This window comes from Janthinobacterium pasteuri, assembly GCF_051380775.1.
In the GTDB taxonomy this organism is placed as follows: Bacteria; Pseudomonadota; Gammaproteobacteria; order Burkholderiales; family Burkholderiaceae_D; genus Janthinobacterium.
In genome coordinates, this window is the sequence record NZ_JBNYXS010000032.1 from 38,257 (window position 1) to 53,264 (window position 15,008).

Annotated in this window: 12 protein-coding genes and 1 pseudogene; 7 read left to right on the forward strand and 6 right to left on the reverse strand. The window is 62.5% G+C overall.

What is annotated here, in order from left to right:
• Window positions 1-7 precede the first annotated feature (7 nt).
• Together aat and ACQ4WN_RS23830 are read left to right on the forward strand one after the other, a co-directional pair.
• Window positions 8-724, forward strand: coding sequence for a leucyl/phenylalanyl-tRNA--protein transferase (gene aat, locus ACQ4WN_RS23825; protein WP_436553748.1), 717 nt, complete (start codon window positions 8-10; stop codon window positions 722-724).
• A gap of 60 nt (window positions 725-784) precedes the next feature.
• Window positions 785-1,507: an arginyltransferase gene (locus ACQ4WN_RS23830; protein WP_436553749.1), complete on the forward strand. Its 723-nt coding sequence runs from the start codon at window positions 785-787 to the stop codon at window positions 1,505-1,507.
• A 35-nt stretch (window positions 1,508-1,542) separates the two neighbouring features.
• Here the strand turns inward: ACQ4WN_RS23830 and ACQ4WN_RS23835 are convergent, their stop codons facing one another.
• The gene (locus ACQ4WN_RS23835) at window positions 1,543-4,854 is read right to left on the reverse strand and encodes a S41 family peptidase (protein ID WP_436553750.1); all 3,312 of its coding nucleotides are present in this window, start codon (window positions 4,852-4,854) and stop codon (window positions 1,543-1,545) included.
• A gap of 182 nt (window positions 4,855-5,036) precedes the next feature.
• Here ACQ4WN_RS23835 and ACQ4WN_RS23840 point away from each other — a divergent pair, with 182 nt between their 5' ends.
• From ACQ4WN_RS23840 to ACQ4WN_RS23860, 5 genes are all read left to right on the forward strand, one after another.
• Window positions 5,037-6,086 carry a quinone-dependent dihydroorotate dehydrogenase gene (locus tag ACQ4WN_RS23840; protein ID WP_436553751.1) on the forward strand — a complete coding sequence of 350 codons (1,050 nt, stop codon included), beginning with the start codon at window positions 5,037-5,039 and terminating at the stop codon, window positions 6,084-6,086.
• Window positions 6,086-7,132 carry an aldo/keto reductase gene (locus ACQ4WN_RS23845; RefSeq protein ID WP_436553759.1) on the forward strand — a complete coding sequence of 349 codons (1,047 nt, stop codon included), beginning with the start codon at window positions 6,086-6,088 and terminating at the stop codon, window positions 7,130-7,132. The genes ACQ4WN_RS23840 and ACQ4WN_RS23845 overlap by 1 nt, the downstream gene beginning before the upstream one ends.
• A 296-nt stretch (window positions 7,133-7,428) precedes the next feature.
• A complete protein-coding gene (locus tag ACQ4WN_RS23850; RefSeq protein WP_436553752.1) occupies window positions 7,429-9,849 on the forward strand; it encodes a TonB-dependent receptor plug domain-containing protein in 2,421 nt (806 codons plus the stop codon).
• A gap of 144 nt (window positions 9,850-9,993) precedes the next feature.
• Window positions 9,994-10,605 (forward strand): immunity protein Imm33 domain-containing protein, encoded by a 612-nt coding sequence (locus ACQ4WN_RS23855; RefSeq protein WP_436553753.1) that lies wholly within the window; start codon window positions 9,994-9,996, stop codon window positions 10,603-10,605.
• On the forward strand, window positions 10,602-10,955 hold the full coding sequence (locus tag ACQ4WN_RS23860; RefSeq protein WP_436553754.1) for an MmcQ/YjbR family DNA-binding protein: 354 nt from the start codon (window positions 10,602-10,604) through the stop codon (window positions 10,953-10,955). The genes ACQ4WN_RS23855 and ACQ4WN_RS23860 overlap by 4 nt, the downstream gene beginning before the upstream one ends.
• Here the strand turns inward: ACQ4WN_RS23860 and ACQ4WN_RS23865 are convergent.
• The 5 genes and pseudogenes from ACQ4WN_RS23865 to ACQ4WN_RS23885 form a co-directional block, all read right to left on the reverse strand.
• Entirely contained in the window at window positions 10,952-11,884 is a 933-nt protein-coding gene (locus ACQ4WN_RS23865) for a CysB family HTH-type transcriptional regulator (protein WP_436553755.1), read from the reverse strand. The genes ACQ4WN_RS23860 and ACQ4WN_RS23865 overlap by 4 nt on opposite strands.
• Before the next feature lie 12 nt (window positions 11,885-11,896).
• Entirely contained in the window at window positions 11,897-12,967 is a 1,071-nt protein-coding gene (locus ACQ4WN_RS23870; protein ID WP_034747519.1) for a sulfate/molybdate ABC transporter ATP-binding protein, read from the reverse strand.
• Between the two features lies 1 nt (window position 12,968).
• A complete protein-coding gene (gene cysW / locus ACQ4WN_RS23875) occupies window positions 12,969-13,895 on the reverse strand; it encodes a sulfate ABC transporter permease subunit CysW (RefSeq protein WP_436553756.1) in 927 nt (308 codons plus the stop codon).
• The gene (cysT, locus tag ACQ4WN_RS23880; protein ID WP_436553757.1) at window positions 13,892-14,701 is read right to left on the reverse strand and encodes a sulfate ABC transporter permease subunit CysT; all 810 of its coding nucleotides are present in this window, start codon (window positions 14,699-14,701) and stop codon (window positions 13,892-13,894) included. The genes cysW and cysT overlap by 4 nt, the downstream gene beginning before the upstream one ends.
• A 199-nt stretch (window positions 14,702-14,900) precedes the next feature.
• Window positions 14,901-15,008, reverse strand: a pseudogene (locus tag ACQ4WN_RS23885) (IS1595 family transposase); the annotation flags it as partial.

Here is a 15,008-nt window from a genome sequence, read left to right on the forward strand (position 1 = left end):
ACGCCGCATGATTCCCTGGCTCGATATCCACACACCCTTTCCCGACGTCTCGCGCGCCCTGACGAACGAAGCGCCCGGCCTGCTGGCAGCCGGCGCCGACCTGTCACCCGCGCGCCTGCTCGATGCCTACAAACACGGCATCTTCCCCTGGTTTTCCGAAGGCCAGCCTATCCTGTGGTGGAGCACCGATCCACGCATGGTGCTGATGACGGAGGACTTCAAGGTCTCCGATAGCCTGGCCAAGACGCTGCGCAAGGTCGAGCGCAGCGCTGCCACGGACGGGCGCTGGCAGCTGCGCTTCGACGGCGATTTCGAAGCGGTGATGCGCGCCTGCGCGGCGCCGCGCAAGGATGGGCCGGGCACCTGGATCTCGGACGAGATCATCGCCGGCTACACGGGCTTGCACAAGCTGGGCTACGCGCATTCGTCGGAACTGTGGCTGGACGGGGAACTCGTGGGCGGCGCGTATGGCGTGTCGATCGGGCGCATGTTCTATGGTGAATCGATGTTCGCGCGCGTCACGGATGGTTCGAAGATCGCGCTAGCCCACCTCGTACGGTTTTTGCAGGCGCGCGGCGTGACCATGATTGACTGCCAGCAAGAAACAAAACACCTGGCCTCGCTGGGCGCGGCGCCCATTTCACGCGCGCGCTTCCTGGCCCACGTCCGTATTGCCATTGAAACAGCGCAAATCACCGACTGGCATGCTGCGCCGCCCGCGTAAAAAAGCTATGATATCTGTACGCAGACATCCATTGCCGCGGCCAGACCAGACAGGATCAGCATGACGCACCTGAACGAACTACCGTTTGCCACCCTGCAGTTCTACACGACGGCACCCTACCCGTGCAGCTACCTGGACGACCGCCAGGCGCGCTCGCAGGTAGCCACGCCTGCGCACCTGATCAACAGCGACGTGTATTCGGAACTGGTGCGCAACGGCTTTCGCCGCAGCGGCATTTTCACCTACCGCCCGTATTGCGATGGCTGCCAGGCCTGCATCCCCGTGCGCGTGGTGACGCAATCCTTCGCGCCCAACCGCAACCAGCGCCGCGCCTGGAGCCGGCACGCCGACCTGCAGGCAGGCGTGGCCACCCTGTCCTTCCTTGACGAGCATTACGAGCTGTATCTGCGCTACCAGAGCACGCGCCACGCAGGCGGCGGCATGGACCAGGACAGCCGCGACCAGTACGCGCAATTCCTGCTGCAAAGCCGGGTCAACACGCGCCTGGTGGAATTTCGCGATGCCGAAGGTACCCTGCGCATGGTCAGCATCATCGACGTGCTGGCCGATGGCCTGTCGTCCGTCTACACCTTCTTCGACCCGGACGTGCCGGGCGCCTCGTACGGCACCTATAACGTGCTGTGGCAAATCGCCCAGGCGCGCGAACTGGGTCTGCCGTACATCTACCTGGGCTACTGGATCGCGCAAAGCCCGAAGATGGCCTATAAAATCAACTTCAAACCGCTGGAAGCGCGCATCAAGGGACAGTGGGTGATCCTGTAAAAAAGGGGCTTGCGCCCCTTTTTTACTGATCTTCCTTACTTGCTCTTGTCCGGAAACGCCGGACGTGCAGGCCGCACGGGCGGGTTCTTTGCCAGCTCGGCCTGGATCACTTCAATCGCTTTTTCCAGTTGCGGATCACGGCCGGCGATGACGTCGGCTGGCGTTTGCTCGACTTCGATATCGGGCGGCACGCCTTCGTTTTCCACGCCCCAGCCGTTTTCGCGCGTCCAGAAGGCCAGGTTCGGTGCCGTGATGAAGCCGCCGTCCATCAGCACGGGGAAGCCGAGGATGCCCACCAGGCCGCCCCAGGTCGCCTTGCCGATCAGCGGGCCCATGTTGTTTTTGCGGAACATCCACGGCAGCAGGTCGCCGCCCGAGCCGGCCGTCTCGTCGATCAGCATGGCGCGCGGCCCCTGGATCGAGGCCGACGGCGTCTTCATGTCGGCGCCATAGCGCATGGTCCACCAGGCGATTTCCTTTTTCTGCAGGATCTCGATGTAGTAATCGGCCACGCTGCCGCCGCCATTGAAACGCTCGTCGACGATGATGGCCTGCTTGTCCGCCTGCGGGAAGAAATAGCGTTTGAAGTAGGTGTGGCCCAGGCCCGCCGTATTGGGCACGTACACGTATGCCACTTTGCCGCCCGTCGCCGCATTGACCTTGCGCATATTGCCTTCGATCCAGTCGCGGTTGCGCAAGGCATCTTCGGTCGGCACGGGCACCACGGTGATGGTGCGCGCACCCTTGCCGTCGGCCGATGGCCCCACGGTCAGGTCGATGGCCTTGCCGGCCGTGTTCTCGAAGGCGCTGTAGATATTCGTCGGCGGCGTCAAAGGACGGCTGTCGACGGCCAGCAGGTACTCGCCCGCCTTGACGTTCAGGCCCGGCTCCGTCAGCGGCGCGCGCAGGGCCGGATTCCAGTTCAAGCCGCCATACACTTTCTTGAAGCGGTAATGGCCGTCACTCACTTCATAATCGGCACCCAGCAAGCCCCCCGGCACCTTCTTCGCCTCGATAAAATCGTCGCCTCCGCCACCGCGGTGGTGGCCCACGGCCAGTTCGCTGCACATCCACTGGATCAACCGGTTCAGGTCGGCGCGGCTGGACAGCTCGGGCAGGAAGACGGCGTACTTGTCACGCATGGCCTTCCAATCCACGCCATGCATGCCCGGATCATAGAAATAGTCGCGGTTGATGCGCCAAACTTCATTGAAAATCTGCGTCCATTCGGCGCGCGGATCGGCTTTTACTTCGATGGCGTCGACCTTGATCTTGCCTTCGCCCGGCGCCAGCAGCTTGCCCGTGGCCGAACCCATGGCCCAGTTATCCTTCTGGCGGTACAGCAGCTTCTTGCCGTCGGCCGAGACCTCGAAATCATCGGCCTCCGCCACCACGGTTTCCGCCTTGCGCTCCTTCAAATCGAAGCGCTGCACGGCCTTCTTGCCGTCGCTTTCGCGCAGCAAAAAGATCTGCCCTTCGGCACCGGCGGCCAGGCTGGAGAACTGCGCGGCCGGCAGCGGCAAGTCGACGATGCGCGTGGCGATGCCGTCGAAATCGATGCTGATCGGCGCCACGGGCGCCACGACCACTTTCGGGTCATCGCGGCCCGTCTTCGGATCGACCTTCGCTTCGTTTTTCGCTTCCGGCTCCACCTTCGCCGTGTCTTTTTTGACGTCAGCGTTGGCGGCCTTTTCCTCGTCGCTTTCCTTGATCAGGGGCGACGGCAAGTCGCGCCGCAGCACGGCCATCCACACGGTGCGCGTCACCAGGTTGTCTTCATTCTGCTGCGAGAACCAGTTGTTGCTGGGCCCCGCATTGGTCGAAGCGAAGAAGTACAGGTATTTGCCGCTCTTGTCGAACACGGGTTCGGCCACGTCGGACAGGCCATCGGTCACCGGCATCGACTTGTTCTGCTCGACGGAATAGATATACGCGCTGCGCGTGTAGGTGGGCGAATTGAGCGTGTAGGCCAGCGACCGCGAATCGGGCGCCCACGAAGCGCGCATGCTCTTGTCGACGCCATACATCGGCTCCGTGGCGATTCTTTGCAGCTTGCCCGTGCCAATGTCGATCACATACAGGCTCCAGCCATTGTCGGCAAACGCGATCTTCTTGCTGTCGGGCGACCAGACGGCGTTGTCGTAAAAGCCGCTGCCATTGAGCTTGAATTTTTTCACCGCGCCCTTGCCGTCCTGGGCCCGCACATGCAGCGCGTATTCGCCGGACTCGTCCGAGAAATACGCGACCGAACGGCCATCGGGCGACCAGATGGGCGTGCGCTCGTGGGTGCCGGCCGTCTGCGTCAGGTTGCGCACGTCGCCCTTGTCGGCGGGGATGGTGACGATCTCGCCCCGGTATTCGAAGGCGACGCGCGCGCCCGATGGCGAAATCGACGCATCGCGGATGTATTTCGCGTTCTTGACCCAGCGGGGGCGTGCCTGCCCCAGGTCGCTGGCCACGCCGATGGTGAGCTTGTGCGCCTGGCCGCTGGCGATGTCAAACGCGTGCAGATAGCCGGCCTGCTCGTAGACGATGGTGCCGTTCGCCGCCGAGGCGTTCAGCACGGGGAAATCCGTGTGCTGCGTCAGCTGGCGCACGGCCTTTGTTTTGACGTCGTAGGCAAACAGGTTGAATTCGCCGTTGCGGTCGGAGCGGAAGTACACGCTGTCGCCTATCCACATCGGATCGACGTCGTTCGAGCGCGTGGTCGGCTGGGGGATTTTTTCGATGGATTTGTCAGCCGAGGAAAATAGCCACAGCCAGGAATTGGTGCCGCCCCGGTAGCGCTTCCACTGCTTGAAGGCCGGCATCAGGGGGTTATAGGCGATGCGCTTGCCGTCCGGCGAATACGTGGCGCGCGACGCGTTGGGGATTTCCAGCTGGGTCTCTACTCCGCCCGTCACCGGCACCGTGAACAGCTTCTGGAAGCGGTTGTTGAAGGCGGCGCGGGGCGAAGTGAACATCACGGCCTGGCCATCGGGCGTGAACGATTGCGCCAGGTCTGCACCGGGATGGAAGGTCAGGCGGCGCGGCACGCCACCCGCCGCCGCGATCACATACACGTCGACATTGCCGTCGATGTTGGCGCTGTATGCGATCTGGCTGCCGTCGGGCGAAAAGACGGGGTTGGACTTGTCGCCCAGGTCCGACGTCAATCGCCGCGCGCCGCCGCCGTCCAGGTTCGACAGCCACAGGTCACCCGCATAAATGAAGGCGATATGGCGGCTGGAGACGGCCGGTTCGCTCAGCATGCGGGTGTCTTGCGTATTGGGCAGGGCGAGGGCCGGGTGGCTCAGCAGCAGTGCGCTGGCGGCGGCGATGGCGGTCAGGATGCGTGTCTTTTTCAATCGATGTCTCGCTTATTGTGTAAGAAAACAGAGGATGTCAACAGTCTGGGCTGGACTCAATGTTGCTTGAGGCCAATGACAACTATACACCGGAGCCGGCGCGGAACACGGTAAAATACCGGCAATTACATAGCCGGCCACCAGCCCTTCCCGGTGGCCAGCACACCTACTCAAAGCGCCCCATGTCCGAAAAATTCCTGTACTCCCTCGCCCGCCCGCTGCTGTTTTCGATGGATGCCGAAGCGGCCCATCATCTCACCCTGCCTGCCCTGAAACGCGCCAGCGCGCTGGGCCTGACGAAGCTGGCAGGCAAACCGGCAGCCGATCCGCGCACGGTGATGGGCATCACCTTCCCCAATCCCGTGGGCCTGGCCGCGGGCCTGGACAAGGATGGTGCCTACATCGACGCGCTGGCCGACCTGGGTTTTGGCTCCATCGAAGTGGGCACCGTCACGCCGCGCGCGCAGGCCGGCAATCCGAAACCGCGCATGTTCCGCCTGCCGCAGGCGCAGGGCATCATCAACCGCATGGGCTTTAACAACGGCGGCGTGGACGCCTTCGTGGCGAATGTGCAGGCGTCGAAGTTTTACCAGAACCGCGCCGGCGTGCTGGGCCTGAACATCGGCAAGAACGCCGACACGCCGATCGAACGGGCGGCCGACGACTACCTGCTGTGCCTGGAAAAAGTCTATCCTTACGCCAGCTATGTGACGGTGAACATCTCGTCGCCGAACACGAAAAACCTGCGCCAGCTGCAGGGTGCGTCCGAACTCGACGCCCTGCTGTCGCAGCTGAAGCAAGCGCAGGCGCGCCTGGCGGACCAGCACAAGCGCTACGTGCCGCTGGCCCTGAAAATCGCCCCGGACATGGATGGCGAACAGGTGAAAAGCATCGCCGAGTCGCTCACGCGCCACCGGATCGACGGCGTCATCGCCACCAACACGACCCTGTCGCGCAGCGCCGTGGAAGGCATGCCGCACGGTGCGGAAGCGGGCGGTCTGTCGGGCGCGCCCGTGTTCGAACTGTCGAACAATGTCATCCGTTTGCTGAAGGCAGAACTGGGCGACGCGCTGCCCATCATCGGCGTGGGCGGCATCATGCAAGGCAAGGATGCCTTGGCCAAGTTCGAGGCAGGCGCACAGCTGGTGCAGCTGTATAGTGGCCTGATTTACGCGGGCCCGGCGCTGATCAAGGATTGCGCGCGCGCGCTGCGCGGCAAGCAGCCAGCATGATAGATAAGGTCAGACTCGGCTCCAGCAGCCTGGAAGTGAGCCGGATCTGCCTGGGCACGATGACCTTCGGCGAACAGAATTCGGAAGCCGAAGCGCACAGCCAGCTCGATTACGCGCTGGAACGGGGCATCAATTTCATCGACACGGCGGAGATGTATCCGGTGATGGCCAGCGCGCAGACGCAGGGCAGCACCGAGCGCTACATTGGCAGCTGGCTGAAGAAAAGCGGCAAGCGCAGGCAGATCATCCTGGCCAGCAAGGTGGCGGGGCCGAACTCGCGCATGCACTGGATACGCAAGGGCAAGACGGACCACGACGCGGTCAACATCCGCGCCGCCGTCGAAGACAGCCTGCGCCGGCTGCAAACGGAACACATCGACCTGTATCAGTTGCACTGGCCTAGCCGCAACCTGCCCATCTTTGGCGCCAGCGTGTACAACCCGCGCAAGGAACACGCCTCGGTCGCCATCGAAGACACGTTGGCCGTGCTGGGCAAGCTGGTCGAGGAAGGCAAGATCGGGCACATCGGCGTGTCGAACGAATCGTCGTGGGGCGTGTGCGAGTATATCAAGCAGGCGGAACTGAAAGGCTTGCCGCGCATCGCGTCCATCCAGAACCTGTACAACCTGACGGCGCGCCATTTCGAGACGAGCCTGCTCGACGAAACCTGCCACCGGGAAAATGTCGGCTTGCTGGCCTACAGCCCGCTGGCGTTCGGCCAGCTGACGGCGAAATACCTCGACGATCCGCAGGCCAAGGGCCGCCTGACGCGCTTCCCTGCCGGCTGGAGTCCCCGCTACGTGCGCCCCGCCACCATAGCGGCAGCCAGCCAGTATGCGGCGCTGGCCCGCGCGCACGGCTTGACGCCAGCGCAACTGGCGCTGGCCTGGTGCTACTCGCGCTGGTTCGTGGCCTCGACCATCATCGGCGCCACCAGCGTGGCGCAGTTGCAGCAAAATATTGATGCCCATCAAGTCACGCTGTCACCAGAACTGGTGGCGGCCGTCGACGCCATCCACGCCAGCTTGCCCAATCCGGGGCAGTAAACGCCCGCCGCCTGGCGGCGCATGCCGCCGCCAGGCTACCCACCCTCCTCGCAGATAGTCGTATTTATACAACAGCTGGTCATTTACTGCTGTGCAGCATTGCAGCCTTGCCATACCCGGTCGTATGCTGGAAACGAGGCCATATGCGCTACTCGCGCCATTTTGACGTCTTTCAGATATTTATTGCATATCGATAGACAGAACGATTCGTAAGCACGCCACGTACCCACTGTTAATCTGATTGCATCACCGGACCGCCATGGTTCGCGCAACCACCAACCGAAGAGATATTGTCGATGAGTTCAAGCACCGCCCGCTCCCAGTTTCCCGCCCTGCCCGTAAAAACCGTTATCGCCGCCAGCCTGATCGCCTGCTTCAGCCTGCCGATGCATGTGCAAGCGCAGCAAGAACTGCCGGCCGAAGGTGAATTGCAATCGGTGGTGGTCACCGGCACCTTCGCCAAGAACCGCCGCACCATCGACTCCGAATCGCCGGTCGACATCCTCACCTCGCGCGACCTGCAAAGCACGGGTTCGGGCGAACTGGCCACCGTGCTGGCACGCCTGCTGCCATCGCTGAACTTTGCCCGCGCCACGGGCGCCGACGCCAGCGACGCCGTGCGTCCGGCGCAATTGCGCGGCCTGTCGCCCGATCAGACCCTGGTGCTGGTGAACGGCAAGCGCCGCTATACCTCGGCCGTGGTCAACGTCAACGGCTCGCTGGGCCGCGGCTCGGCGCCCGTCGACCTGAACGCCATTCCCCTGGCCGCCATCGACCACGTGGAAGTGCTGCGCGATGGTGCGGCAGCCCAGTACGGCTCCGACGCGATCGCCGGCGTGATCAACATCATCCTGAAAAAAGGCGCGGCCGGCGGCGATATCGAAGTGGGCTATGGCCAGACGCAGGAACGCGACGGCAAGCAGAAATCCATCAAGGGCTCGGCCGGCTTCGCCCTGGGCGACGACGGCTGGGTGCGCGTCTCGGCCGAAGTGGCGGAACGCGATCCGACCAACCGTGCCGGCGCCGACTTCCGCAATCCGCTGGAGCCGCGCTACGGCAAGGTCAACCAGCGCTACGGCGACCCGGAAAGCAAGCCGGCGACGATTTTCCTCAACAGCGAATACCGCATCAACGACAATATTGACTGGTATGCCTTCGGCAACTATGGCAAGCGCGACACGTCGGCCGCCGCTACCTGGCGCACGGCCCTGATCCAGGACTCTGTCACCAAGGCGTACTCGCAGCGCACGCCGATCTATCCGGAAGGCTTCTTGCCGCTGCAAAACAGCACGCTGACGGACCAGTCCATCGTCACGGGCTTGCGCGGCGAAGCGGCCGGCTGGCGCTGGGATGCCAGCCTGAACTACGGCAGCAACAAGTTCGAACTGGACCTGGACAACACGGTCAACCAGTCGCTGGGCGCGAACAGCCCCACGCATTTCTATGCCGGCTCGCTGAAAAACGAACAGACGGTATTCAACCTGGACGCGGCGCGCGAATTTCCCGTGTCTTACTTTACAGGCCCGCTGACAGTCGCCGTGGGCGCCGAAGCGCGCCATGAAAAGTACAGCATCGGCGCCGGCGACGCAGCGTCGTACTCGGGTAGCGGCTCGCAGGGCTTTGCCGGCTTCCGTCCTGCCAACGCAGGCAGCCACTCGCGCCACAACGAGTCCATCTATGTGAACCTGGAAGCGGAAGCGACGAAAAAGCTGTCCGGCGGCGTGGCGCTGCGCCATGAGCGTTACAGCGACTTCGGCAGCACCACTTCGGCCAAGGGTTCGGCGCGTTACTCATTCACCGATGCGCTGTCGCTGCGCGGCACCGTGTCGAGCGGCTTCCGCGCGCCATCGCTGGCACAGCAGTACTACACCATCACCACCACCAACTTCCAGGTCGTCAACGGCGTCAACACGCCGATCGAGACGGGCACCTTCGCCGTGAATACGCCGCAGGCGCGCGCTCTCGGTGCACAGGACCTGAAACCGGAAAAGGCCCGCAACTACAGCCTGGGCCTGCAGTTCCAGCCCAGCCGCAACTTCACGACGACAGTCGACGCCTACCGCATCGATATCGACAACCGCATCCTGTTCTCGGCCAATCTGATCCTCAACAATGATTTGAAAAGCATCCTGGCCGCCCAAGGCACGCCGGTGGGCTCGGGACGCTATTTCACCAACGCCGTCGATACGCGCACGGAAGGCGTGGACATCGTCAGCACCTACCGCATCGACCTGCAGGACAAAGACCGCCTGGACCTCACCGTGGCGTACAACCATAACAAGAGCACGGTACGCAAAGTCGCCGACAATCCGGCTATCCTGACGGCCAACAACCTGAAACTGATCGACCGCCAGAGCATCGACCGCATCACGGTGGCGTCGCCGAAGGACAAGTTCAGCCTGGCCGCCGACTACGGCTTCGGCATCTGGAACGCGCACGGCGTCGTGACGCGCTACGGCAGCTTCACCGTGCCGCAAAACGATATCAAGCTGGACCAGACGTATGACCCGCAATGGGTGCTGGATGTCTCCGGTTCCGTGAAACTGGGCAAGAACTGGCGCCTGGTGGCCGGCATCGACAACGTCACCAACCGCTACCCGGCGCAAGTGACGAGTGCAGGCAACCTGAGCGTCAACGGCACCCAGCCGTACAGCATCTTCGCGCCGAACGGCTTCAACGGCCGCTATTACTACGCCAAAGCGGGTTATAGCTGGTAATAGCTGGTAATAGCTGGCAATAGCAACACAGCACGGGAGGCATCAGCCTCCCGTTTTTCATTCCAGCCTGCACACTGGCGTACGGGTGGCCATCCTGGCAGGCAATCGGCTACCATGGGCCTTCTTTCCTGACGATGGATAACCATGCCCAGCTGGCATCTGACCGACGCTGCCGAACTGGCGGCGCGCCACCCTTACACCTTCTATAAACCACCGCCCGAAGCCATCGCCCAGGTGCGCCCAGGCGACGTGGTCAAGCTGATCTTCGCCTTTCACAGCGACGATCCGCAGGCGCCGGGCGCCGAGCGCATGTGGGTGCTGGTGGAGACGGTGGACGCCAACGGCCATTTCACCGGCAAGCTCGACAACATGCCCGGCTACATCGCCGATTTGCACGCCAAGGACCCCGTCGCCTTCGAAGCACGCCACATCATCAACACGCAACACGACGATGACGACAATCTCGTCAACCGCTATGCGGGCCTGTGCTTTGTGACAAAACGCGTGCTGGAAGACGGCGCGCCCGTCGGCTATCTGTACCGCGAGGAACCCGACAACGTCGACGACAGCGGCTGGCGCTTCACGGCCAACGACGAGAGCGACGACTACATCAACGACAGCGCCAACGTGGCCCTCGTCTCGCTGGGCGCCGTGCTTAGCGTGGACGACCGTTTTATTGCGCTGCTGGATTCTCCGGCAGGGTCAGCCTATGCTTTCGACCACAAGACGCAACAATTCATGGCGGTTGAGGAATGACAACTGATGAACTGAAAGACTTTTGCGCAGCCCTGCCCGGCGCGCAAGCCGTGCTGTACGGTGCGCCGTCGAATATCCTCGTGGTTGCAGTGGCGGGGAAAAAATTTGCGTATTTCAAGACCAGCATGCCAGAACAATGGCGCTTCAGCCTGCGGGTCAGCGCGGAACGCTTTATTGAGCTGACGGACATGCCGGGCGTGAAACCGGCCCGCTACATGGGCCGCTTTCACTGGGTCACCATCGTCGATGTGGCGCGCTTCCCGGCCGATTACCTGCTGGAACTGGTGCAGGATTCCCATGCGCGCGCCGTGGCCAGCCTGACGCGTGCGCAACGGGCAGCCATCGGCTAGAGGGCTTCTTCTCCGGCCACGGCGCGGTCGATGTCTGCGCGCGTCAAGTCCGGCGCCAGTTGCAGGATGAACTCGTAGGCGTAGGCGCGCAGGTAGGCGCCACGGCGCACGGCCAGGCGCGTCGTGTTGGTGGCGAACAAATGCGACGCTTCCACCGCCCGCAAGCCCTTGTCGCGGCCATGGTCGAAGGCCATCGAGGCCACGATGCCCACGCCCAGGCCCAGCGCCACGTATTGCTTGATGACGTCGGAATCCATGGCCGTCAGGATGATGTCGGTGGCCACGCCCGCCTTGGCGAACGCATCGTCGATATGGCCGCGCCCCGTGAAACCCTTGTCGTAGGTAATCAGCGGATATTTCGCCAGGTCTTCCAGGCGGATGGGCGCATGCTCGAGCAGCGGGTGGCCGTCCGGCACGACGATCAAATGGCTCCAGCGGTAGCATGGGAACGACACCAGGTCGGGGAACTGGCTCAGGCCTTCCGTGGCGATGCCGATATCGGTCTTGCCCGACAGCACCCACTCCGCGATGTGCTCGGGCGCACTTTGTTGTAGTGCAATACGCACGTCGGGATAGGCGGCACGGAAGCCCTGCACCACTTTCGGCAGCGCATAGCGCGCCTGCGTGTGCGTGGCCGCCACGGACAAAGTCCCGCTGGTCTGGCCGCTGTATTCGAGGCTGGCCTGCTGCAGGTTTTCCGCCTCGATCAAGAGGCGGTCGACGATTTTCAGGATGCCCTTGCCCGGTTCCGTCAAGCCAGTCAAGCGCTTGCCGTTGCGCTCGAAGATGACCACGCCCAGCTCGTCTTCCAGTTCGCGGATTTGCCGGCTCACGCCCGGCTGCGACGTGAACAGGGCATTCGCCACTTCCGTCAGGTTGTAGCCGCGGCGGGCCGCTTCGCGGATCGAGCGCAGTTGTTGAAAATTCATAGTGTTCCAGCCTCAGGTTCTTGTCGGTTCAACGAACACGTGTAATCGTTTCGGGCGGACAACTAGCGTCTCGCCCTCTTTGAGTTGCAGATGGGTAAAACGCTCATTCGACATCACCGCTTCGATCAGCTCGCTGTTATCGACGCGCTGCAAGTCCAGCTGGGCCAGCGGGCCGATCGCATGGGCGCGGCTCAGCTTGACCACGATGCCTTCGGCGCCCTGCGTGTAACGGTCGATTTCCAGGTCGTGCGGACGCACATAGGCCGTGCCCTTGCTGTCGCTCACGCCCGCATAATCGGGCACCTCGAAGCTGGCGTCACCGGTGGCCATCACACCGTCATGCACGCGGCCGTGGAACAGGTTGACGTTGCCCAGGAAGCCGTAGACGAAAGGCGACGCCGGGTGGTTGTACACTTGCTCCGGGGAACCGAGTTGCTCGACGGTGCCCTTGTTCATCAGCACGACCTGGTCCGCCACTTCCAGCGCCTCTTCCTGGTCATGCGTGACGAAAATGCTGGTGACATGCAAGTCGTCATGCAGGCGGCGCAGCCAGCGGCGCAATTCCTTGCGCACCTTGGCGTCGAGCGCGCCGAACGGTTCGTCCAGCAACAGCACGCGCGGCTCGACGGCCAGCGCGCGCGCCAGGGCGATACGCTGGCGTTGCCCGCCCGACAGTTGCGGCGGATAGCGGTCGGCCAGCCAGTCCAGCTGCACCAGTTCCAGCAAATCTTTCACCTTGCGACGGATCTGGTCTTCCGACGGACGCTCGCTGCGCGACTTCACGCGCAAGCCGAACGCCACGTTTTCGAACACCGTCATGTGCTTGAACAGCGCATAGTGTTGAAAGACGAAACCCACCTGGCGCTCGCGCACGTGGCGGTTCGACGCGTCTTCCGCGTCCAGCAGCACCTGGCCGCTGTCCGGATGTTCCAGGCCGGCAATAATGCGCAGCAAGGTGGTCTTGCCGCAACCGGACGGGCCCAGCAGGGCCGTCAATTCGCCGGCGGGAAAGTCCAGCGAGATATTGTCGAGGGCGACGAAATCGCCGAAACGCTTGTGGATGTTTTTAACTGCGATGGTCATATCAGTGCTCCGTAGAACGTAAGGCGGAATCGTCGGCGTCGCTCTCGTTCAAACGCCATTCAATGAAAGCTTTCAAGGCCAGGGTCACCAGGGCCAGCAAGGCCAGCAGGGAGGCGACGGCAAACGCGGCAGCAAAGTTGTACTCGTTGTACAGAATCTCCACCTGCAGCGGCATGGTGTTCGTTTCGCCGCGGATATGGCCGGAGACCACGGACACGGCGCCGAACTCGCCCATGGCGCGCGCATTGCACAGGATCACGCCATACAGCAAACCCCACTTGATGTTTGGCAAGGTGACGCGGCGGAACGTATTCCAGCCCGACGCGCCCAGCACGAGGGCGGCCTCTTCCTCTTCGCTGCCCTGCGACTGCATCAGCGGGATCAGTTCGCGCGCCACAAACGGGAAGGTAATGAAGATGGTGGCCAGCACGATGCCGGGCACGGCAAACAGAATCTTGATGTCGTGCGCCTGCAGCCACGGGCCGAACCAGCCCTGGGCGCCAAACATCAGCACGTAGATCAGGCCGGAAATCACGGGCGAGACGGAAAACGGCAAGTCGATCAGGGTCAGCAGGATGCTCTTGCCGCGGAACTCGAACTTGGCGATGCACCAGGAGGCGGCCACGCCAAACACCAGATTCAGCGGCACGGCGATGGCTGCCGTGATCAGGGTCAGCTTGATGGCGGAAATCGCGTCCGGGTCGATGATGGCGGCGATATACGCTTCCCAGCCCTTCTTGAACGCTTCGGCAAACACGGCCACCAGGGGTACGATCAAAAAGGTCGTCAGGAACAGCAAGGCGATGCTGATCAATACCGTGCGCACCCACACAGGTTCCAGCACGACGGGGCCGATATTCGGCTCAAAACGGCGCGCTGTCGGCCGCGCCTTGTCCACGCCAGCGGCGGCAGTCGTATTCGTACTCATGATTTCTTCGCCTTTCCGCGCGTCCATGCTTGCAGCAGGTTAATTGTCAACAGCAGCAGGAAGGACGCCACCAGCATCACCACGGCAATGGCCGTGGCGCCCGCGTAATCGTATTGTTCCAGCTTGGTAATAATGAACAGCGGCGTGATTTCCGACACCATCGGCATATTGCCGGCGATAAAGATCACGGAGCCGTACTCGCCCGTGGCGCGGGCAAAGGCCAGCGCAAAGCCCGTCAGCAGCGACGGCAAAATCGTGGGGAAGATGACGCGGGTAAACGTTTGCAGCGAATTGGCGCCCAGACTGGCGGCCGCTTCTTCCAGTTCCTTTTCCGCGTCTTCCAGCACCGGTTGCACGGTGCGCACGACAAACGGCAAGCCGATGAAGGTCAGCGCCACCACCACGCCCAGCGGCGTGAACGCCACCTTGATGCCCAGCACGCCTTCGAGGAACTGGCCGAACCAGCCGTTCGACGAGTACAGGGCCGTCAGGGTGATGCCGGCCACGGCCGTCGGCAAGGCGAACGGCAAGTCGACCAGCGCGTCGATGATGCGCTTGCCGGGGAATTTATAGCGCACCAGTACCCAGGCCAGGATGCCGCCAAACACCACATTCAGCAGGGCGGCGATCAGCGAGGCGCCAAATGTCAGCCGGTATGACGCCATCACGCGATCGGACGTGACGGCGCTGAAGAAGGCGTCCCACGTCATGGTGAAGGTTTTCAGGAACACCGACGAGAGCGGTATGAGAACGATCAGGGCCAGGTAGAAGAGCGTGAAGCCCAGTGACAGCTTAAACCCCGGCATGACCCGAAACGGCGCTCCGCGCGCCTTGAGCGGCGCTGCTGATGCTGATGCTGCAGACATAGAAACCCCTTCTTATTACATTTTTGAGTTATAGAGTGCAATATTCACATGCAATCGTTATAAAAAGAACTAACCATTTCTCATTTGCTTAGATGGATTTCGCATACTTGCTGGCAGAATCGGCGGACGAAAAAAAAGGCTATGTCACCGTAAGGTGTGGGAACTCTCCCATGGTTGCCTTCAACAATGTTTCTGGGGAGCGGATGCGTCCGGCGTCGAGTATCCAGCGCCACCCCAGATAATTCGG